Origin of the sequence: Streptomyces sp. WAC06614, assembly GCF_003949795.1 — a bacterium.
Lineage (GTDB): Bacteria > Actinomycetota > Actinomycetes > Streptomycetales > Streptomycetaceae > Streptomyces.
Genome location: NZ_RPRY01000127.1, coordinates 1 through 20,125, shown reverse-complemented (window position 1 = coordinate 20,125; position 20,125 = coordinate 1). Strand labels below are relative to the sequence as shown.

Annotated in this window: 16 protein-coding genes; 15 read left to right on the top strand and 1 reads right to left on the bottom strand. The window is 71.7% G+C overall.

Annotated elements, in window-relative coordinates:
- Positions 1-280: 280 nt before the first annotated feature.
- Positions 281-2,902: a valine--tRNA ligase gene (locus EF918_RS18665; RefSeq protein WP_125647435.1), complete on the top strand. Its 2,622-nt coding sequence runs from the start codon at positions 281-283 to the stop codon at positions 2,900-2,902.
- Positions 2,903-3,141: 239 nt separating this feature from the next.
- Positions 3,142-4,293, top strand: a complete 1,152-nt coding sequence (locus EF918_RS18660) for a sensor histidine kinase (protein ID WP_125647432.1) — start codon at positions 3,142-3,144, stop codon at positions 4,291-4,293.
- Between the two features lie 42 nt (positions 4,294-4,335).
- Here the strand turns inward: EF918_RS18660 and EF918_RS18655 are convergent, their stop codons facing one another.
- Positions 4,336-5,385 (bottom strand): rod shape-determining protein, encoded by a 1,050-nt coding sequence (locus EF918_RS18655; protein WP_125647431.1) that lies wholly within the window; start codon positions 5,383-5,385, stop codon positions 4,336-4,338.
- Between the two features lie 117 nt (positions 5,386-5,502).
- Here EF918_RS18655 and EF918_RS18650 point away from each other — a divergent pair, with 117 nt between their 5' ends.
- The 13 genes from EF918_RS18650 to EF918_RS18590 form a co-directional block, all read left to right on the top strand.
- Positions 5,503-7,014, top strand: coding sequence for a folylpolyglutamate synthase/dihydrofolate synthase family protein (locus tag EF918_RS18650; RefSeq protein WP_125647428.1), 1,512 nt, complete (start codon positions 5,503-5,505; stop codon positions 7,012-7,014).
- A gap of 3 nt (positions 7,015-7,017) precedes the next feature.
- Positions 7,018-7,362 carry a DUF4233 domain-containing protein gene (locus tag EF918_RS18645; protein WP_125647426.1) on the top strand — a complete coding sequence of 115 codons (345 nt, stop codon included), beginning with the start codon at positions 7,018-7,020 and terminating at the stop codon, positions 7,360-7,362.
- 76 nt (positions 7,363-7,438) lie between these two features.
- A complete protein-coding gene (gene ndk, locus EF918_RS18640) occupies positions 7,439-7,849 on the top strand; it encodes a nucleoside-diphosphate kinase (RefSeq protein ID WP_125647423.1) in 411 nt (136 codons plus the stop codon).
- Positions 7,850-8,159: 310 nt separating this feature from the next.
- Positions 8,160-9,179 (top strand): rod shape-determining protein, encoded by a 1,020-nt coding sequence (locus EF918_RS18635; RefSeq protein ID WP_125647420.1) that lies wholly within the window; start codon positions 8,160-8,162, stop codon positions 9,177-9,179.
- 127 nt (positions 9,180-9,306) lie between these two features.
- Positions 9,307-10,257, top strand: a complete 951-nt coding sequence (mreC, locus tag EF918_RS18630; RefSeq protein ID WP_125647417.1) for a rod shape-determining protein MreC — start codon at positions 9,307-9,309, stop codon at positions 10,255-10,257.
- A 3-nt stretch (positions 10,258-10,260) separates the two neighbouring features.
- A complete protein-coding gene (gene mreD, locus EF918_RS18625) occupies positions 10,261-10,956 on the top strand; it encodes a rod shape-determining protein MreD (RefSeq protein ID WP_125647414.1) in 696 nt (231 codons plus the stop codon).
- A 13-nt stretch (positions 10,957-10,969) separates the two neighbouring features.
- Positions 10,970-13,135 carry a penicillin-binding protein 2 gene (gene mrdA, locus EF918_RS18620; RefSeq protein WP_125647411.1) on the top strand — a complete coding sequence of 722 codons (2,166 nt, stop codon included), beginning with the start codon at positions 10,970-10,972 and terminating at the stop codon, positions 13,133-13,135.
- Positions 13,136-13,142: 7 nt separating this feature from the next.
- On the top strand, positions 13,143-14,342 hold the full coding sequence (gene rodA / locus EF918_RS18615; RefSeq protein ID WP_125647408.1) for a rod shape-determining protein RodA: 1,200 nt from the start codon (positions 13,143-13,145) through the stop codon (positions 14,340-14,342).
- A 61-nt stretch (positions 14,343-14,403) separates the two neighbouring features.
- Positions 14,404-15,909, top strand: a complete 1,506-nt coding sequence (locus tag EF918_RS18610) for a CYTH and CHAD domain-containing protein (protein ID WP_125647405.1) — start codon at positions 14,404-14,406, stop codon at positions 15,907-15,909.
- A gap of 100 nt (positions 15,910-16,009) precedes the next feature.
- A complete protein-coding gene (locus EF918_RS18605) occupies positions 16,010-17,935 on the top strand; it encodes a TIGR03960 family B12-binding radical SAM protein (RefSeq protein ID WP_185921808.1) in 1,926 nt (641 codons plus the stop codon).
- A gap of 92 nt (positions 17,936-18,027) precedes the next feature.
- Complete coding sequence (locus EF918_RS18600) at positions 18,028-18,777, top strand: hypothetical protein (RefSeq protein ID WP_125647399.1); 750 nt, start codon at positions 18,028-18,030, stop codon at positions 18,775-18,777.
- A gap of 72 nt (positions 18,778-18,849) precedes the next feature.
- Positions 18,850-19,626: a TIGR03936 family radical SAM-associated protein gene (locus EF918_RS18595; RefSeq protein ID WP_125647396.1), complete on the top strand. Its 777-nt coding sequence runs from the start codon at positions 18,850-18,852 to the stop codon at positions 19,624-19,626.
- 230 nt (positions 19,627-19,856) lie between these two features.
- Positions 19,857-20,125: hypothetical protein (locus EF918_RS18590; RefSeq protein WP_185921810.1), on the top strand; the 269-nt coding region annotated here is incomplete at its 3' end.

The window sequence follows — 20,125 nt, the reverse complement described above, 5'->3', positions numbered from 1 at the left end:
GGGGCGCCTGCTGGGGGTAGCCGTAGCCCGGCTGCGGCGGTGCCGGCTGGCCGTAGGGCGGCTGGCCGCCGTACGGGCCCGGCTGCTGCGGCTGGCCGCCGTACGGGCCGGGCTGCTGGCCGCCGTACGGCCCTGGCTGGTTGTAGCTCATGTCCCGCTCCCCCTTTGAGGTTGCTTTACGCGTTCCTCACATCCTGGCGGAAGCCGGAGCGCCCCGGGCTGCCGGGGCCCAGGAACAGCGGTTTCAGTACGGGACTGTTACCCCTCTAAACTGTGCTCCGTGACCGAGAACACGCAGACACCCAGCAGCCCCGACTCCGAACTGCCGACCACGTACGCGCCGGCCGAGGTAGAGGGGAAGCTCTACGAGCGCTGGGTAGAGCGTGGCTACTTCGAGGCCGACGCCACCAGCGACAAGCCCGCGTACACCATCGTCATCCCGCCGCCGAACGTCACCGGCAGCCTCCACCTCGGCCATGCGTTCGAGCACACGCTGATCGACGCCCTCACCCGCCGCAAGCGCATGCAGGGCTACGAGACGCTGTGGCAGCCCGGCATGGACCACGCCGGTATCGCCACCCAGAACGTCGTCGAGCGCGAGCTGGCCAAGGAGGGCAAGTCCCGTCACGACCTCGGCCGGGAGGCGTTCGTCGAGCGCGTCTGGCAGTGGAAGGGCGAGTCCGGCGGCCAGATCTCCGGCCAGATGCGCCGCCTCGGCGACGGCGTCGACTGGTCCCGCGAGCGCTTCACCATGGACGAGGGCCTCTCCCAGGCCGTCCAGACGATCTTCAAGAAGCTCTACGACGACGAGCTGATCTACCGCGCCGAGCGCATCATCAACTGGTGCCCGCGCTGCCTCACCGCGATCTCCGACATCGAGGTCGAGTACCAGGACGACGACGGCGAGCTCGTCTCCATCCGGTACGGGGAGGGCGACGCCTCCATCGTCGTCGCCACCACCCGCGCCGAGACGATGCTCGGTGACACGGCCGTGGCCGTCCACCCGGACGACGAGCGCTACCAGCACCTCATCGGCACCGAGATCGAGCTGCCGCTCACCGGCCGCCGCATCCCGGTCGTCGCCGACGAGCACGTCGACCCGGCCTTCGGCACCGGCGCCGTCAAGGTGACCCCGGCGCACGACCCTAACGACTTCGAGATCGGCCAGCGCCACAACCTGCCGAGCCTCGCCGTCATGGACGAGCACGCGGTCATCACCGCCCACGGCCCCTTCCAGGGCCTGGACCGGCTGGAGGCCCGTTCGGCCATCGTCGCCGCGCTGCGCGCCGACGGCCGGATCGTCGCCGAGAAGCGCCCGTACGTCCACTCCGTCGGCCACTGCTCGCGCTGCAAGACCACCATCGAGCCGCGCCTGTCCATGCAGTGGTGGGTCAAGGTCGGCCCGCTGGCGAAGGCCGCCGGTGACGCCGTCCGCGACGGCAAGGTCAAGATCCACCCGCAGGAGATGGAGAAGCGGTACTTCGACTGGGTCGACAACCTCCACGACTGGTGCATCTCGCGCCAGCTGTGGTGGGGCCACCGCATCCCCGTCTGGTACGGCCCGAACGGCGAGGTCGTCTGCGTCGGACCGGACGAGCAGCCGCCCACCGGCGAGGGCTGGCACCAGGACACCGACGTCCTGGACACCTGGTTCTCCTCGGGCCTGTGGCCCTTCTCCACCCTCGGCTGGCCGCAGCAGACCGAGAGCCTGGCGAAGTTCTACCCGAACTCCGTCCTGGTCACCGGCTACGACATCCTCTTCTTCTGGGTCGCCCGGATGATGATGTTCGGCCTGTACGCGATGGACGGCACCCCGCCGTTCCACACCATCGCCCTGCACGGCATGGTCCGCGACCAGTTCGGCAAGAAGATGTCGAAGTCCTTCGGCAACGCGGTCAACCCGCTGGACTGGATGGACACCTACGGCTCCGACGCGGTCCGCTTCACTCTGGCCCGCGGCGCCAACCCCGGTGTCGACGTCCCGATCGGCGAGGACTGGGTCCAGGCCTCCCGGAACTTCGCCAACAAGATCTGGAACGCCACGCGCTTCGCGATGATGAACGGCGCCACGGTCGAGGGCGACCTGCCGCCGGCCGAGCAGCTGTCGGCCACCGACCGCTGGATCCTGTCCCGCCTGAACAAGACGGTGGCCGAGGTCGACGCCTTCTACGAGGACTACCAGTTCTCCAAGCTGTGCGACGCCCTCTACCACTTCGCCTGGGACGAGGTCTTCGACTGGTACGTCGAGCTGTCGAAGACGACGTTCTTCGCCGGCGGCGAGCAGGCCAAGGTCTCCGCCCGGGTCCTCGGCGAGGTCCTGGACGTCACCCTGCGCCTGCTGCACCCGGTGGTCCCGTTCGTCACCGAGACGCTGTGGACCACGCTCACCGGCCGTGAGTCCGTCGTGATCGCCGACTGGCCCACCGACAGCGGTTTCCGTGACGACGCCGCCGAGCGGGAGATCGCCCTCGTCCAGCAGCTGGTCACCGAGGTCCGCCGGTTCTGCACCGACCAGGGCCTGAAGTCCGGCCAGAAGGTGCCCGCCCGCCTGGAGCTGGCCGGCACCCCGCTGGCCGGGCACGAGGCGGCCATCCGGCAGCTGCTCAAGCTCCAGCCGGAGACCGACGCCTTCCAGGCCACGGCGTCGCTCCCGGTCGCCGGGGCCACGGTCGCCCTCGACCTGTCCGGCGCCATCGACGTCGAGGCCGAGCGCAAGCGCCTGACCAAGGCGCTGGCGGCGGCCGAGAAGGAGAAGGCGCAGGCCGAGGGCAAGCTCGGGAACGAGGCCTTCCTGGCCAAGGCCCCCGACAACGTGGTCGACAAGATCAAGGGCCGCCTCGCCCAGGCCGAGGAGGACATCGCCCGGATCCAGGCCCAGCTGGCGAACCTGCCCGCCGCCTGAGGCATGTGACGCCCCGAAGGGCCCCGCACCGTTCTGGTGGTGCGGGGCCCTTCGCGTTCCTGCGGCAGGGCGGCAGGGCGTCCCTGCGTCCCTGCGGCACGGCGGCACGGCGGCACGGCGGCACGGCGCAAGGTCGCAGGGGCGCCGGGCCTTCCGGCCCGGAGCGGAGTGCCATATATCACTTGATCCGGCCATCCGGCTGATTCGTCACCGGGCCCCGAACCGGGATGATGGAGGGCATGCAGGTCAAACCCGTCGGCTCCGCGCTCCGGGCAGCCGTGGCCGCGGGCCGGCGGCGTGCCGAGGGCTGGGCCGGGTCGGCCCGCGCGCTGGACGTCCTGACGGCGCTGAGCTGCCTGGCGCTGATGGCCCTGGACCTGCCGGGCCTGGCCGCCGACGACAACTCCCTCAACGGGCCGCAGGCCGCCGCCGTGCTCACCGCCGGCTCGGCCACCCTGCTGGTGCGCCGCCGTGCGCCCTGGCTCGCGTACGTCACCGCACTGGTCTTCATCGGCTGGCTGCACGAGCTGACGCTCATCCAGTTCGCCCTGTACTCCGTGGCCCGCTACCGGGGGCGCCGGGCCGGGGTGCTCGCGACCGTCGGCTACATCGCGTTCACCTTCGTCCTGTTCAACCTGCCCGGCTGGCCCCTGCACCGGGCCGACACGCTCAGCGGCTTCCTCAGCCTGGTCGTGCCCATCGGGGTCCTGGCCACCGCCGTCGGCATCGCTGCGAACCGGCAGGACCTGGTGCGCGAGCTGGACGCGCGGCGCGCCGAGGCGGCCGTGCTGCACGCCGTGCAGCAGGAGCGGACCTCCGTGGCGCGCGACGTCCACGACTTCGTCGGCCGCGAGCTGACCCTGCTGACCGTCCGCTCCGAGGTGCTCTCCACCCGGGCCCGCCGGACCCCGTACGCCAAGGACTTCGAGGAGCTCGCCGACACCGCGCGCCGGGCGCACCTGGTGCTCAACGAGATCATCGTGCAGCGCGGGGAACGGACCCCTTCCACCCCCGGCGTCGAGGGGCTGCCCGCGCTCGCCGAGGAGAGCGGCCGGGCCGGTTCCCCGGTGTGCCTGCGGCTGGACCCGGACGTGCACGCGCTCTCGCCGCTGCGCCAGGCGGCGGTCTACCGGGTGGTCCAGGAGTGCCTGACGAACGCCGCCAAGCACGCCCGCGGCGAGACCATCGAGGTCTCCATCGCCGCGGACGGCCCGTCCTTGAGGATCTCCGTCAGCAACGCGCTGCCGGCCCGCGCCCCCGGCCGCGCCCCGGTCTCGGCCGGTTCCGGCACCGCCAGCATGTCCGAGCGGGTCCGCAGCCTGGGCGGCAGCCTGACCGCGACCCGTACGGCCGCCCGCTACGAGGTCGTGGCCACCCTGCCCCGCGGCTAGGCCTTGCCCGGGGTCGGGCCGGGGGCGGGGCCGGTGCCGCGGCTAGGCCTTGGCCGGGGCCAGCAGGGTGCTCATCGTGTCGAGGTCCTCCACGCAGCGGCCCGAGCCCAGCGCCACGCAGTCCAGCGGGTCGTCCGCGACGAAGACGGGGATCCCGGTGGCCGAGGCCAGCCGCAGGTCCAGGCCCGGCAGCAGCGCGCCGCCGCCCGTCAGCACGATGCCGTGCTCCATCACATCGCCCGACAGCTCCGGCGGACACTCCTCCAGGGTGGCCCGCACCGCCGCGACGATCGCCTCGACCGGCTCCTCCAGCGCCGCCCGTACGTCCCGGGCGCCCAGCTCCAGGGTCTTCGGCATCCCGCCGACCTTCTCCCGGCCGCGCACGAGCACGGTGCGCTCCTCCAGCTCCGGCCGGTCGGGCACGGGCCAGGCCGAGCCGATGGCCACCTTCACGTCCTCGGCGGTGCGCTCGCCGATCAGCAGGCCGTGCTCCTTGCGCACATGGTCCATGATCGCGGCGTCCATCCGGTCCCCGCCGACCCGCAGCGACTGCGAGGTGACGATTCCGCCCAGCGAGATCACCGCGACCTCGGTGGTGCCGCCGCCGATGTCCACCACCATCGACCCGCGCGCCTCGGCCACCGGCAGCCCGGCCCCGATGGCCGCCGCCATCGGCTCCTCGATCAGGTGCACGGTCCGCGCTCCCGCCCGGGTCGAGGCGTGCACGATCGCCCGCCGCTCCACCTGGGTGACCCCCGACGGCACGCACACCACCATCCGGGTCCGCGGCCGCCGCCCCGGGACCGCCTTGCGCACGAAGTGCCGGATCATCTCCTCGGCGGCCTCGTAGTCGCAGATCACCCCGTCCTTCAGGGGCCGGACGGCCGTGATCGAGCCCGGGGTGCGGCCGATGGTCTCCTTGGCCTCGGCCCCCACCGCCAGGGCTGCGGTGGTCCCCGCCCTGACCGCCACCACGGACGGCTCATTGAGGACGATCCCGTGCCCCCGCGCGTAGACCAGGGTGTTCGCGGTCCCCAGGTCGATCCCGATGTCGCGGCTGGACGCTGTCTTGTTGCTGCTGGCCTGCGGCATTTGTTCCCCTATCTCCTGCTCGCAAGGCTTGCACGACGATCACGTCACCCTCCGCGCCGAAGGTCCCGAACCGGCCGGGCCGAAGGTCCCGCCCCCCGCCGTCCGTAGACTGGCCCTGTGAGTGAGCAGCAGCCCGAGCCGAATGACCGCTTCGACGAATTCGACGAGATCGTGGCGGAAGAGACGGACCGCGACCCCGACCTGGCGGTGATCGAGGCCGGCAGTCGCACCCTGCGCACCCAGGCCGGTGCGCCGCAGGGCGACCCGGTCCCCACCCGCCCCCAGGACCCGGAGGTGGACAAGGCGCTGCGCGAGGTGGAGCAGGAGCTGTCCACCCGCTGGGGCGAGACCAAGCTGGAGCCCTCGGTCACCCGGATCGAGGCGCTCATGGACGTCCTGGGCGAGCCGCAGCGCGCGTACCCGTCGATCCACGTCACCGGCACCAACGGCAAGACCAGCACCGCCCGCATGATCGAGGCCCTGCTGAACGGCTTCGAGCTGCGCACCGGCCGGTACACCAGCCCGCACGTGCAGGTGATCACCGAACGGATCAGCCTGGACGGCGCCCCGATCGAGGCGGAACGCTTCATCGAGACCTACCGCGACATCAAGCCGTACGTGGAGATGGTCGACGCCTCCCAGGAGTACCGGCTGTCCTTCTTCGAGGTGCTCACCGGGATGGCGTACGCGGCCTTCGCCGACGCCCCGGTCGACGCGGCCGTGGTCGAGGTCGGCATGGGCGGCAGCTGGGACGCCACCAACGTCATCGACGGCGCGGTCGCCGTGATCACGCCCATCAGCCTGGACCACACCGACCGGCTGGGCAGCACGCCCGCCGAGATCGCCGGGGAGAAGGGCGGCATCATCAAGCAGGGCGCCACCGTCATCCTGGCCCAGCAGCCGGTGGACGCGGCGCAGGTGCTGCTGAAGAAGGCCGTCGAGGTGGACGCCACGGTCGCCCGCGCCGGCATGGAGTTCGGCGTGGTCTCCCGCGAGGTAGCCGTCGGCGGCCAGCAGCTCACCCTGCGCGGGCTGGGCGGCGAGTACGAGGACATCTTCCTGCCGCTGTACGGCGCCCACATGGCGCACAACGCGGCGGTGGCGCTGGCCGCGGTCGAGGCGTTCTTCGGCATCGGCGCGGAGCACGCGCGGCCGCTGGACGTGGAGACGGTGCGGCGGGCGTTCGCCACGGTCACCTCGCCCGGCCGGATGGAGGTCGTCCGGCGCAGCCCCACGGTGGTCCTGGACGCCGCCCACAACCCCGAGGGGGCGCGGGTGACGGCCGAGGCGGTCACCGAGTCCTTCGGGTTCAGCCGGCTGATCGGTGTCGTGGGCACCAGCGAGGGCAAGGACGTCCGGGGCGTGCTGGAGGCCTTCGAGCCGATCTTCGCCGAGGTCGTGGTCACCGAGAACTCGACCTACCGGGCCATGTCGGCCGACGAGCTGGCCGCGGTCGCGGTCGAGGTCTTCGGCGCCGACCGGGTGCAGGTCGAGCCGCGCCTCGACGACGCCCTGGAGGCGGCGATCACCCTCGCGGAGGACGAGGCCGAGTACGGAGGGGCCGGGGTCCTGGTGACCGGGTCCGTGATCACGGTGGGCGAGGCACGCCTGCTGCTCAAGAGGGGCTGACCTGTGCGGACCTTGTGCGCGTCGACGCTGATCGGCGAGTTCTTCGTGATCGGGTTCGCCGGTCTGGTCGCGATGAAGGACCCGGACCTCACCCAGGCCACCGTCTGGACCGTCTGCGGCGTCACGATGCTGCTGTCGGTGCTGCTGTGCGGGATGCTCGGCCGTCCCGGCGCGGTGCAGATCGGCTGGGCGCTCCAGATCGGCCTGATCGCCAGCGGCTTCGTCGTCCCGACGATGTTCTTCCTCGGCGCCGTCTTCGCGGGCCTGTGGTGGTGCTCGGTCCACTACGGGCGCAAGATCGACGAGGCCAAGGCCCGCTGGGCCGCGCAGAGCGAGGCCCAGGCCTGACCCTCCGGGCCGGGGGGCGCCCGCGGCCCCTGTAGCCTCGTACGACCGCACCCGTATGCCGCAAGGAGCCAACACCATGACCCAGCGCACTCTCGTCATCCTCAAGCCGGACGCCGTCCGTCGCGGCCTGATCGGCGAGATCGTCGGCCGCATCGAGCGCAAGGCCGGCTGGAGCATCCCGGCGATGGAGCTGCGCACGCTGGACGCGGAGACGCTGGAGGCGCACTACGGCGAGCACCAGGGCAAGCCGTTCTACGAGCCCCTGATGGGCTTCATGGCCTCCGGCCCGTCCGTCGTGCTCGTGGTCGAGGGCGAACGCGTGATCGAGGGCATGCGCCAGCTGGCCGGTCCGACCGACCCGATCGCGGCCGCGCCCGGTTCCATCCGGGGCGACTTCGGCACCATCGTGCGCGAGAACCTGGTGCACGCCTCGGACGGCGAGGAGTCCGCCGAGCGCGAGCTGAAGCTGTTCTTCCCGGCGCTGTGACGTCCGCGCGGGACCTACGCACTTCCTGACGCGACATCAGCCATATAGCGCTCATGACCTGGGGCGACCGAAGTAATTTCGGTCGCCCTTCGGTATTCCGGTCGCCGATCGGGAACGCATGGACAACACGCAACGTCACCACTAAGGGGACGCTCGTCGTCTCCCCCGGAAAGCCGTAGTCCCGTCGCGCGATGTCCACATGTACGGCACTACGATGGGGCTTCCACCCACACACCCACCTCGCCGACCTGACAGCAGCCGCTATCAACTGGAAGGCCAGACGCTCCTCATGGGGAACAAGGGGAACTCAATGTCGTTCATCGGCCGTGACATGGCTGTCGACCTCGGGACCGCCAACACGCTGGTGTACGTGAGGGGCCGGGGCATCGTCCTGAACGAGCCGTCCGTCGTCGCGATCAACACCAATACCGGCGGCATCCTCGCGGTCGGGTCCGAGGCGAAGAAGATGATCGGGCGCACCCCCGGGAACATCGTCGCCGTACGCCCGCTGAAGGACGGCGTGATCGCCGACTTCGAGATCACCGAGCGCATGCTGCGCTACTTCATCCTCAAGATCCACAAGCGCCGGTACCTGGCCCGCCCGCGCGTCGTGGTGTGCGTCCCCTCCGGCATCACCGGGGTGGAGCGCCGCGCCGTCATCGAGGCGTCCACCCAGGCCGGCGCGCGCCAGGTGCACATCATCGAGGAGCCCATGGCGGCCGCCATCGGCTCGGGCCTCCCCGTGCACGAGGCCACCGGCAACATGGTGGTGGACATCGGCGGCGGCACCACCGAGGTCGCGGTCATCTCCCTCGGAGGAATCGTCACGGCGCAGTCCATCCGGGTGGCCGGCGACGAGCTCGACAACGCGATCATCCAGCACATCAAGAAGGAGTACAGCCTCCTTCTGGGTGAGCGCACCGCCGAACAGATCAAGATCACCATCGGTTCGGCGTACGACCTCGACAAGGACGAACACACCGAGATCCGCGGCCGCGACCTGGTCTCCGGGCTCCCCAAGACCGTGGTCATCTCCGCCGCCGAGGTCCGCAAGGCCATCGAGGAGCCGGTCAACGCGATCGTGGACGCGGTCAAGACCACCCTCGACAAGTGCCCGCCGGAGCTGTCCGGCGACATCATGGACCGCGGCATCGTGCTCACCGGTGGCGGCGCGCTGCTGCGCGGCCTGGACGAGCGGCTGCGCCGCGAGACGGGCATGCCCATCCACATCGCCGAGGACCCGCTGGACTCCGTGGCGCTCGGCTCGGGCAAGTGCGTAGAGGAGTTCGAGGCGCTCCAGCAGGTACTGGACGCCCAGCCCAGGCGTTGACATTCCGCCCTCTCGGGGCATAAGCGGAACCCAATGATCCGCCGTACGGGTGCTACCGCGCCCGTGCGGCGGATCGTTGATATACAGGCAGAGACGTTTCCGACTGAGGAAGGCACGGCCGCCGCACGTGAGGGACACACGAGAGAGCCGGCTGCTCCTGGTGCTGCTGATCGCCATCGCGTTCGCACTGATCACGGTGGACATCCGGGCGGGCGAGGACTCACCGGTCGACGGTGCCCGGCGGGCCGCCGCCGCGGTCTTCGGCCCGGTCGAGAAAGGGGTCTCGACCGCGGTCGACCCCGTCGCCAACGCCATAGGAGCCGTACGGGACTCCGGCACCCGGCACAACCGCATCGCCACGCTCGAACGCGAGAACGCCGCGCTGAAGGCCAAGCTCGGCAGCGACGCCCGCACCCGCAGCCGGATCAAGGAGCTCGACGAGCTGCTCAAGCGGGCCGGCGCCGGCCAGTACGGCATCAAGGGCGCCGAGGTCATCGCCATAGGAGCGGCCCAGGGCTTCTCCTGGACCGTCACCATCGACGCCGGCAGCAAGGACGGCATCGAACGCGACATGACCGTCCTCAACGGCGACGGACTCGTCGGCCGCGTCACCACGGTCGGCCCCGACACGGCGACCGTGCTGCTCGCCAACGACCCCGACTTCACCGTCGGCACCCGTCTGGAGGGCACGGGCGAACTCGGCTTCGCCACCGGCCAGGGCGACCGCGACCTGTCCGTGCAGATGCTCAACGGCCGGGCCAAGGTCGGCCCCGGCGACCGCCTGGTCACCTTCGGCTCCCGCGCCGACAAGCCGTTCGTGCCCGGCGTCCCGATCGGCGAGGTGGTCCGCGTCGACCCCTCCGGAGGAGGCCTCACCCGCACCGTGCACGTGCGGCCGTTCGTCGGCTTCTCCCGGCTCGACATCGTCGGCGTGGTCGTCGTCCCGCCCCGTGAGGACCCGCGCGACACCGTCCTGCCGCCCAAGCCCGAGCCCCCCAAGCCCACGCCGACGGTCACCGTCACGGTCACGCCCTCCCCGAGCGTCTCCGGCCGGCCCGTCGACGAGGAGGAGCGCTGAGCCATGCGTGTCAACCGGATCCTGCTCTCCTCGGCCCTCGTCGTGGTCGCCCTCGTCGTGCAGGTCACGATCCTGGGCCGGCTCCAACTCCCCGGAGCCGTCCCCGACCTGCTGCTGCTGACCGTCGTCGCGCTGTCCCTGGTGTACGGGCCGAGGTCCGGTGCCCTGCTCGGGTTCGGCGCCGGACTGCTGGCCGACCTCGCCCCGCCCGCCGACCACGCCGCGGGCCGCTACGCCCTCGTGCTCTGCGTCATCGGCTACGCCGTCGGCCTCGCCCGGCCCGACAACGGGCGCTTCCGCTCGGCCTGGGGCCCCCTGCTCACCGTGGTCGCCGCCGCCCTCGGCTCCACGCTGCTCTACGCCGGGGTGGGCGCCCTCGTCGGGGACACCGCCGCGCGTCACGTGGGGCTGGTGGGGCTGATGTTCACCGCGGCCCTCTACGACCTGCTGCTGGCCCCGTTCACGGTGCCGTTCATCATGGCGCTGGCCCGCCGCGCCGAGAACGACCCGATGGCCGTCGAGGCCAACGGCGGACCGGCCCAGGGCGCCGACGTCTCCTCCGGCTGGCTGGCCGGCGGGACCGGGCTGCGGATCGGCGATCCGCGCGGCGGCCTGCGGCTGCGCGCGTCCCGGGGGCGCGCCGGCCGCGCGGGCCGGATAAAGGGCATCAAGGGCGTGAAGAGCGTCAAGAAGCTGTGACGGGGGACCACGCGTGACCAACATCCCGGAGACCGGCCGCACCCCCCGGGTGCAGATCCGTCTCGTCATCATCCAGGTGCTCGTCTTCTCGCTGCTGTTCACGCTCGGCGGGCGCCTGTGGTACCTGCAGATCCGCAACGGCAACGAGTACGCCCACGCGGCCCGCAGCAACCACGTGCAGCGGGTGGTGCAGCCGGCCGTGCGCGGCGCCGTCCTGGACGCCCGCGGGGTCCCGCTCGCCGACAACGAGACCCGCCTGGTGGTCTCCGCGTCCCGCACCGACCTGATGCGGATGAAGGACAAGGGCAAGGCCGTCCTGACCCGCCTGGCCGGGGTCCTGGACATGAAGCCGCAGGACGTCATGGACAAGATCCGGCTCTGCGACTCCAAGACCCCCAAGCCCTGCTGGAACGGCTCCCCGTACCAGCCGATCCCCGTGACCCTGGAGGCCACCACCCAGCAGGCCCTCCAGATCCGCGAGCGCCCCGAGGACTTCCCCGGCATCACCGCCGAGCCCACCGCCGTACGCCGCTACCCCGCGCTCGGCGGCGCCCGCGCCGCGCAGGTGCTCGGCTACCTCTCGCCGGTCACCGACGAGGAGATCCAGCAGGCCAAGAACACCGACTCGCCGCACCTGCGCTCCGACCAGGTCGGCCGCTCCGGCATCGAGCGCACGTACGACAAGGAGCTGCGCGGCAAGGCCCAGGTCACCTCGTACGAGGTCGACAACCTCGGCCGGGTCATGGGACAGACCAAGTCCGACCCCGGCGTGGCCGGCTCCACGCTCGTCACCAGCATCGACGCCCGGGTCCAGGCCGTCGCCGAGTACGAGCTCGCCCAGGCCATGAAGACCGTGCGGCAGGAGACGGACAACATCACCGGCCGCAAGTACGAGGCCGACTCGGGCGCCGTCGTCGTCATGGAGACCAAGACCGGCCGGGTCGTCGCCATGGCCTCCCAGCCCGACTACGACCCCAACGCCTGGGTGGGCGGCATCGCGGGTGCGGACTACGCCAAGCTCACCAGCAAGGACTCCAACTTCCCGCTGCTCAACCGGGCCATCCAGGGCCAGGCCCCCGCGGGCTCCATCTTCAAGGTGGTGTCGGCGAGCGCCGCCGTGCGCGCCGGCTACCCCTTCGACAGCAAGTACAACTGCAGCGCCTCCTACAACATGGGCGGCCGCAGCTTCGCCAACTTCGAGTCCAAGGGCCACGGCCCCATCACCCTCGGCGAGGCGCTGAAGTTCTCCTGCAACACCGTCTTCTACGCCCTCGGGCACGAGGAGTGGAACCGCGACGGCGGCCTGCAGCCCAAGAAGGACGCCCACGACTGGTTCTACCGCACGGCCCGCGAGTTCGGGCTCGGCTCCGAGACCGGGATCGACCTGCCCAACGAGGTCACCGGCCGCATTCCCGACCGCCAGTGGAAGAAGAGCTTCTGGGAGGCGAACAAGGACGCCTGGTGCAAGCAGGGCAAGAAGGGCGGCACCTACGTCGAGCAGATCGCCTACGAGAACTGCCTCGAAGGCAACCAGCTCAAGGCCTTCGACAGCATCAACTTCGCCATCGGCCAGGGCGACGTCCTGGTCACCCCGATCCAGATGGCCACCGCCTACGCCGCCATCAGCAACGGCGGCACCCTCTACAACCCCACCGTCGGCAAGGCCGTGATCAGCCCCGACGGCAAGGCGCGGATGATCGAGCCCAAGGCCCACGGGAAGCTGCCGGTCGACGCCAAGACCATCGCCGACCTCGACAAGGGCCTGCGCATGGTCGTCGAGCCCGGCGGCACCGCCGCCTGGCGGTTCGTCGGCTGGCCGCTGGACAAGATCCCGCTGCGGGCCAAGACCGGCACCGCCCAGGTGTACGGCAAGCAGACCACCTCGTGGCTGGCGACGTACACCGACGACTTCACCATCGTGATGACGATCTCCCAGGGCGGCACCGGCTCCGGCGCCTCCGGCCCCGCCGTGCGCAACATCTACAACGCGATGTACGGCCTGACCATGGACGGCAAGCCGACCGGCAAGGCGCTGCTGCCCAAGCCGGAGGCGCAGCTGCCCACCGTCCAGCCCGACGGCAGCATCCAGGCCCCCGAGATCAAGCCGTACGTGCCCCCGTCCTCGGAGGAGCTGGCGCCGCCCGCGCTCGCCGGCCCGCCGCCCCTGCGACACGACTGAGCCGACGATGCCGACAGCCAACAAGTTCTCCGTATCCCGGTACGAGCCCAGGAAGGGCCCGCTCGCCCGGCTGACGGCCCGTGACTCGGTCCTGCGCCGGCTCGACTACCCGATACTCCTGTCGGGCCTCGCGCTGTCGCTGATCGGCTCCCTGCTGGTCTGGTCGGCGACCCGCCACCGCGACTACCTCAACCAGGGCGACCCGCAGTACTTCCTGTGGCGCCACCTGCTCAACACCGGCATCGGCCTGGTGCTGATGATCGGGACGGTCTGGCTCGGCCACCGCACCCTGCGCGGTGCGGTGCCGGTGCTGTACGGGCTGTCCCTGCTGCTGGTCGCGGCCGTGCTCACCCCGCTGGGCGCCACCATCAACGGCGCCCACGCCTGGATCGTCATCGGCGGGGGCTTCTCGCTCCAGCCCTCGGAGTTCGTGAAGATCACGATCATCCTGGTGATGGCGGCCCTGCTGGCCGCCCGGGTGGACGCGGGCGACCTGGAGCATCCCGAGCACCGCACCGTGGTCAAGGCCCTGTGCCTGGCCGCCGCGCCCATGGGCATCGTCATGCTGATGCCCGACCTCGGCTCGGTCATGGTGATGGTCGTGATCGTCCTGGGGGTGCTGCTGGCCTCCGGCGCCTCCAACCGGTGGGTGGTCGGGCTGATCGGCGCCGGGACGGCCGGAGCGATCCTGATCTGGCAGCTCGGCGTGCTCGACCAGTACCAGATCAACCGGTTCGCCGCCTTCGCCAACCCCGCCCTCGACCCGGCGGGCGCCGGCTACAACACCAACCAGGCGCGCATCGCCATCGGCGGCGGCGGGCTGCTGGGCTCGGGCCTGTTCAAGGGCCCGCAGACCACCGGACAGTTCGTGCCCGAGCAGCAGACCGACTTCGTGTTCACCGTCGCGGGGGAGGAGCTCGGCTTCGTCGGCGGCATCCTGATCCTCGGCCTGCTCGGCGTGGTGCTCTGGCGGGCCTGTCTGATCGCGCGGGAGACCACCGAGCTGTACGGGACGATCGTCGCGGCCGGGATCATCGCCTGGTTCGCCTTCCAGGCCTTCGAGAACGTCGGCATGAACCTCGGGATCATGCCGGTCGCGGGCCTGCCGCTGCCGTTCGTGTCCTACGGCGGCTCCTCGATGTTCGCGGTCTGGGTCGCGATCGGCCTGCTCCAGTCGATCCGGGTGCAGCGTCCGTTGTCGGCCTGATGGTCGGCCTGTTCCGCCGTTCACCCTGCCGTGGCGATCTGTTCAGGACTAGGTTCGGTGTATGGCGGACACGAAGCGCGAGATAGAGCGGAAGTTCGAGTTCACTGAGCCCAAGGCGGCCCGGCGGGGCGTACCGGACCTGACGGGCACGGCCGGGATCGCGGCCGTCCTGGACCAGGGCACCGTCGACCTGGACGCCGTCTACTACGACACCCCCGACGGGCGCCTGGCCGCCGACGGTCTGACGCTGCGGCGCCGGACCGGCGGCGCGGACGCCGGCTGGCACCTGAAACTGCCCGTGTCGCCCGGCGTGCGCGACGAGGTCCGCGCCGAGCTCAGCGACACCGTCCCGCGCAGCCTCGCCGCCCTGGTCCGTTCCCGGGTCCGCGACGCGGGCCTGCACCCCCAGGTCCGCCTGCTGTCCTCGCGCAAGGTCTCCCACCTCGTGGACGGCGAAGGCGCCGTGCTCGCGGAGCTGAGCACGGACACCGTGACCGCCGAACGCGACGACACCTCGGCCGGCTGGACCGAGGTGGAGGTGGAACTCGCCGACGGCGTCGACCCCGGCCTGCTGGACGCCGTGGAGAAGGCCTTCCGCAAGGGCGGGCTCAAGGTCTCCGACGCCCCCTCCAAACTCGCCCGCGCCCTGGCCGAGACCGACGGCGCCCCGCGGCCCCGCCCCGAACCCGGGCCGGAAGCCGGCACCGCGGGCGCCGAGGTCCTCGCCTACCTGCGCGCCCAGCGCGACGCCCTCATCGCCCAGGACCCGGCGGTCCGCCGCGACCTGCCCGACTCCGTGCACCAGATGCGGGTCGCCACCCGGCGGCTGCGCAGCGCCCTGAAGACCTACCGCAAGGTCGTGGACCGGTCGGTCACCGACCCGCTGGGCGAGGAGCTCAAGTGGCTCGCCGGCGAGCTCGGCGTCGACCGGGACCAGGAGGTGCTGAGGGAACGCTTCCAGGAGCACCTCGACGGGGTCCCGCGGCACCTGCTGCTCGGGCCCGTCCGCAGCCGGCTGCGGATCTGGAACACCACCCGCCGCGCCGCCTCCCGCAAGCGCGCCCTGGCCGCCCTCGACAGCCGCCGCCACCTGGCCCTGCTCGACGCGCTCGACGCGCTGCTGGCGGACCCGCCGCTGCTCCCGGCCGCCGCCCGGCCCGCGGAGCCGGTGCTGACCAAGGCCGTACGGCGCGACCACCGCCGGCTGGCACGGCGGGTCGACGCGGCCCTGGCGCTGGCGCCGGGCCACGAGCGGGACCTCGCCCTGCACGAGGCCCGCAAGGCGGCCAAGCGCGCCCGGTACGCCGCCGAGGCCGCCACCCCGGCCCTGGGAGGGGCGGCCAAGGGCATGGCCAAGGCGGTGAAGGCGGTGCAGACGGCGCTCGGCGACCACCAGGACAGCGTGGTCGCCCGCGAGGCCCTGCGGCTGCTCGCGGTCCAGGCCAACGGCGCCGGCGAGTCCTCCTTCACCTGGGGCCTGCTCTACGCCCGCGAGGAGGCCCTGGCCGAGCGCTCGGAGCGGGAACTGCCCGCGCTCTGGGCCGAGGCCTCGGCGGCGGCCCTCTAGCCGGCCGGTCCACCGGTGGTCCGCCCCCCGATGCGGCGGGGGCGGTCCCCGGACCGGGTTACGCTAGAGAGTCACCCCCTGCCCGCTTCACGAAAGTCGCGTGATGTCCGAGTCGGTCTTCCCACAGCTCGAAGCTCTGCTCCCGCATGTGCAGAAGCCCATCCAGTACGTCGGCGGTGAGCTCAATTCCACCGTGAAGCCCTGGGAGTCGTGCGACGTCCGCTGGGCCCTGATGTACCCGGACGCCTACGAGGTCGGCCTGCCCAACCAGGGCGTCATGATCCTGTACGAGGTGCTCAACGAGCGCGAGGGCGTGCTCGCGGAGCGCACGTACAGCGTGTGGCCGGACCTGGAGGCCCTGATGCGCGAGCACGGGGTCCCGCAGTTCACCGTGGACAGCCACCGCCCCGTGTCCTCCTTCGACGTGTTCGGCCTGTCCTTCTCCACGGAGCTGGGCTACACGAACATGCTGACCGCCCTGGACCTGGCGGGCATCCCGCTGGAGTCCAAGGACCGCACGGTCGACCACCCCATCGTGCTCGCGGGCGGCCACGCCGCGTTCAACCCGGAGCCGATCGCGGACTTCATCGATGCGGCGATCATCGGCGACGGCGAGCAGGCCGTCCTCGACATGACCGAGATCATCCGCGCCTGGAAGGCCGAGGGCCGCCCGGGCGGGCGCGACGAGGTCCTGTTCCGGCTCGCGAGGACGGGCGGGGTCTACATCCCGCGCTTCTACGACGTCGAGTACCTGGCGGACGGCCGCATCGGCCGCGTGGTCCCCAACCGCTCCGGCGTGCCGTGGCGGGTGTCCAAGCACACCGTCATGGACCTGGACGAGTGGCCCTACCCCAAGCAGCCGCTGGTCCCGCTCGCCGAGACCGTCCACGAGCGGATGTCGGTGGAGATCTTCCGCGGCTGCACCCGAGGCTGCCGTTTCTGCCAGGCCGGCATGATCACGCGCCCCGTGCGGGAGCGAAGCATCACCGGCATCGGCGAGATGGTGGACAAGGGGCTCAAGGCCACGGGCTTCGAGGAGGTCGGCCTCCTCTCCCTCTCCTCCGCGGACCACTCCGAGATCGCGGACATCGCCAAGGGCCTGGCGGACCGCTACGAGGAGGACAAGGTCGGCCTGTCGCTGCCGTCCACCCGGGTGGACGCCTTCAACGTCGACCTGGCCAACGAGCTGACCCGTAACGGCCGCCGTTCCGGTCTGACGTTCGCCCCCGAGGGCGGCTCCGAGCGCATGCGCAAGGTCATCAACAAGATGGTCTCGGAGGAGGACCTGATCCGTACGGTCGCCACCGCCTACGGCAACGGCTGGCGCCAGGTGAAGCTGTACTTCATGTGCGGCCTGCCGACGGAGACCGACGAGGACGTGCTCCAGATCGCCGACATGGCGATCAACGTGATCGCCAAGGGCCGCGAGGTCTCGGGCCAGAACGACATCCGCTGCACGGTGTCGATCGGCGGCTTCGTGCCCAAGCCGCACACCCCGTTCCAGTGGGCCCCGCAGCTCTCGGCGGAGGAGACCGACGCCCGCCTGGAGAAGCTCCGGGACAAGATCCGCGGAGACAAGAAGTACGGCCGTTCCATCGGCTTCCGCTACCACGACGGCAAGCCGGGCATCGTCGAGGGCCTCCTCTCCCGCGGCGACCGCCGCGTCGGCGACGTCATCCGCGCGGTCTACGAGAGCGGCGGCCGCTTCGACGGCTGGCGCGAGCACTTCTCCTACGACCGCTGGATGCAGGCGGCCGAGAAGACCCTGCCCGAGTACGGCGTGGACGTCGCCTGGTACACCACGCGCGAGCGCACGTACGAGGAGGTCCTGCCCTGGGACCACCTGGACTCCGGTCTGGACAAGGACTGGCTCTGGGAGGACTGGCAGGACGCCCTGGACGAGACCGAGGTCGAGGACTGCCGCTGGACCCCGTGCTTCGACTGCGGCGTGTGCCCGCAGATGGACACCCACATCCAGATCGGCCCGACGGGCAAGAAGCTGCTGCCGCTGAGCGTGGTGAAGTAGCGGACGACACGGAAGCCCCCCTTGCGAGGGGGGCTTTCGCACGGGCCGGGGCGGTGGGGAACCGGGACCCCGGACCAGGTGTCATGGTGGGCATGAACATGCACAGCTCGCAGCCGCCGGCGCCCGCCGCGGGCTGCCTCGGTGGGGTGGCCAAGGGGATCGCCCTCGTCGTCGTGCTGCCCGTGCGGGCCGTGTGGGAAGTCTTCGCCCGGATCTGCCGCGCGGTCGGGCGGTATCTGCTCGCGCCGCTGGTCACGTACGTGCTGGAACCGGTCCTCCGGGCCGTCGGGTGGGTCCTCGGATGGCTGCTGCGGATCTTCGTGGTACGGCCCTGCCAGGTGCTGTGGCGGTATCTGCTCGCGCCCGTCGGCCGTTTCGTCCTCGCGTATCTGCTCGTGCCGGTGGGGCGCTTCCTCCGCCGGTGGGTGCTCACCCCGCTCGGGTACGCCCTGCTGTGGCTCGGCCGGATCCTCGTCACCTCCCTCCTCGCGCCCCTCTACCGGCACGTGCTCACCCCGCTCGGCCACCTGCTCGCCCGGGTCTGGCGCACCGCCGGGCGGATCCTGCGGGTCCTGGGCCGGGTGCTGGTCGGCTGGGCCGCCGTACGGCTCTACCGGTATGTCCTGACCCCGGTCGGCCATGTGCTGCGCGACGCCTGGCGGGCGGTGCGCGCCGCCGCGCGGGAGGTCCGGGTCGCGCTCTTCGGTCAGGCGGAGCCGGCCGCCGACCGCAACCGTGGGGAACCGCCGAGGTCACGGGCGCGTACTCTGGGTAGTACGACAGCTGTCGGCGCGGCCCCGATGCCGCCCCCGCTGCGAAAGACGTCACAGGGCGGAGCCTGAGCGCTCGCGCCCCGCACAAGGAGAAAACCCCTGGGCAAGCGACAGCCCGAAGGCCCGCCGCCGGCACCGGCGGTGCAGCGCATCCGCCTGCGCTACACCAAGCGCGGCCGCCTCCGGTTCACCAGCCACCGTGACTTCCAGCGCGCCTTCGAGCGCGCCCTGCGCCGCGCCGAGGTGCCGATGGCGTACTCGGCCGGCTTCACCCCCCACCCCAAGGTCAGCTACGCCAACGCCGCCCCGACCGGCACCGGCAGCGAGGCCGAGTACCTGGAGATCGCCCTCACCGCCCACCGCGACCCGCGGCAGCTCGGTGAGCTGCTCGACGAGTCGCTGCCGGCCGGCCTCGACATCGTCGACGCCGTCGAGGCCCGCACGTCCGGTCTCGCCGACCGTCTGACCGCCTCGATCTGGGAGCTGCGCCTGGAGGGCGTCGAGCTCGCCGAGGCCGAGCGCGCCGTCACGGCGTTCCTCGCCGCGGAGACCGTGGAGGTCGCCCGGCGCACCAAGAACGGCCTGCGCACGTTCGACACCCGCGGCGCCGTCGTCAGCCTGGAGGCACTTCCGGCGGCGGCTGATAGGCCGCTGGACAATGCCTGTGCGATACTGCGCCTGGTTGTTCGGCACGTGACACCTGCCGTGCGACCCGACGACGTCCTGTCCGGTCTCCGAGCTGTGGCCGACCTGGCGCCGCCGGTCCCCGCAGCGGTGACCAGGCTGGCGCAGGGGCTCTTCGACGAGGAGTCCGGCACGGTGACCGACCCGCTCGCGCCCGACCGCGACGCTGACACGGCCGCTCCACCCACGGCCGCCGTGACGGCCGACGCGAAGGCGCCGGAAGGTCCCGCGTAGGGCTGTCGTCGTCGTGCTGCCCTGGCACTCGGGAGCCACCTGGGTCGGGCCGCGCACAGACCTGAAGACTTCCGCCAGGCCGTACGACATCACGTACGGAACCGGCGGGCTCGGACTACAGCTCCCGTGAGGCGCATGCGCCCCGGAGGCCGGCTCCGCGTTCCCCACGCGGAGCCGTGCCGGACCGGATGTCAGCCGCGGCGCCCGGGAGCGTGACGGGAGAACCCCGCATGCCCCTGAACGTTGATTCCACCCCCAGCGACAACCTGCCGCCGCGTCGCCGCCGCCGTGCGGCGTCCCGCCCTGCGGGCCCGCCCGGCGGTACCGCCGCCGCAGAGGCGCCGGTGACCGAGGCGCCCGCCGCCGAGGCTCCGGCCGCCCCGGTGACGGCGGCGGGCCGGACGGTCGCCCGACTCGTCGGTCTCCTCGTCCTCCAGGTCGGCGGCCTCGGCCTCGGGCTCCTCCTCGGGCTCCGTCTCGACGACCGGCTCGGGCGCGA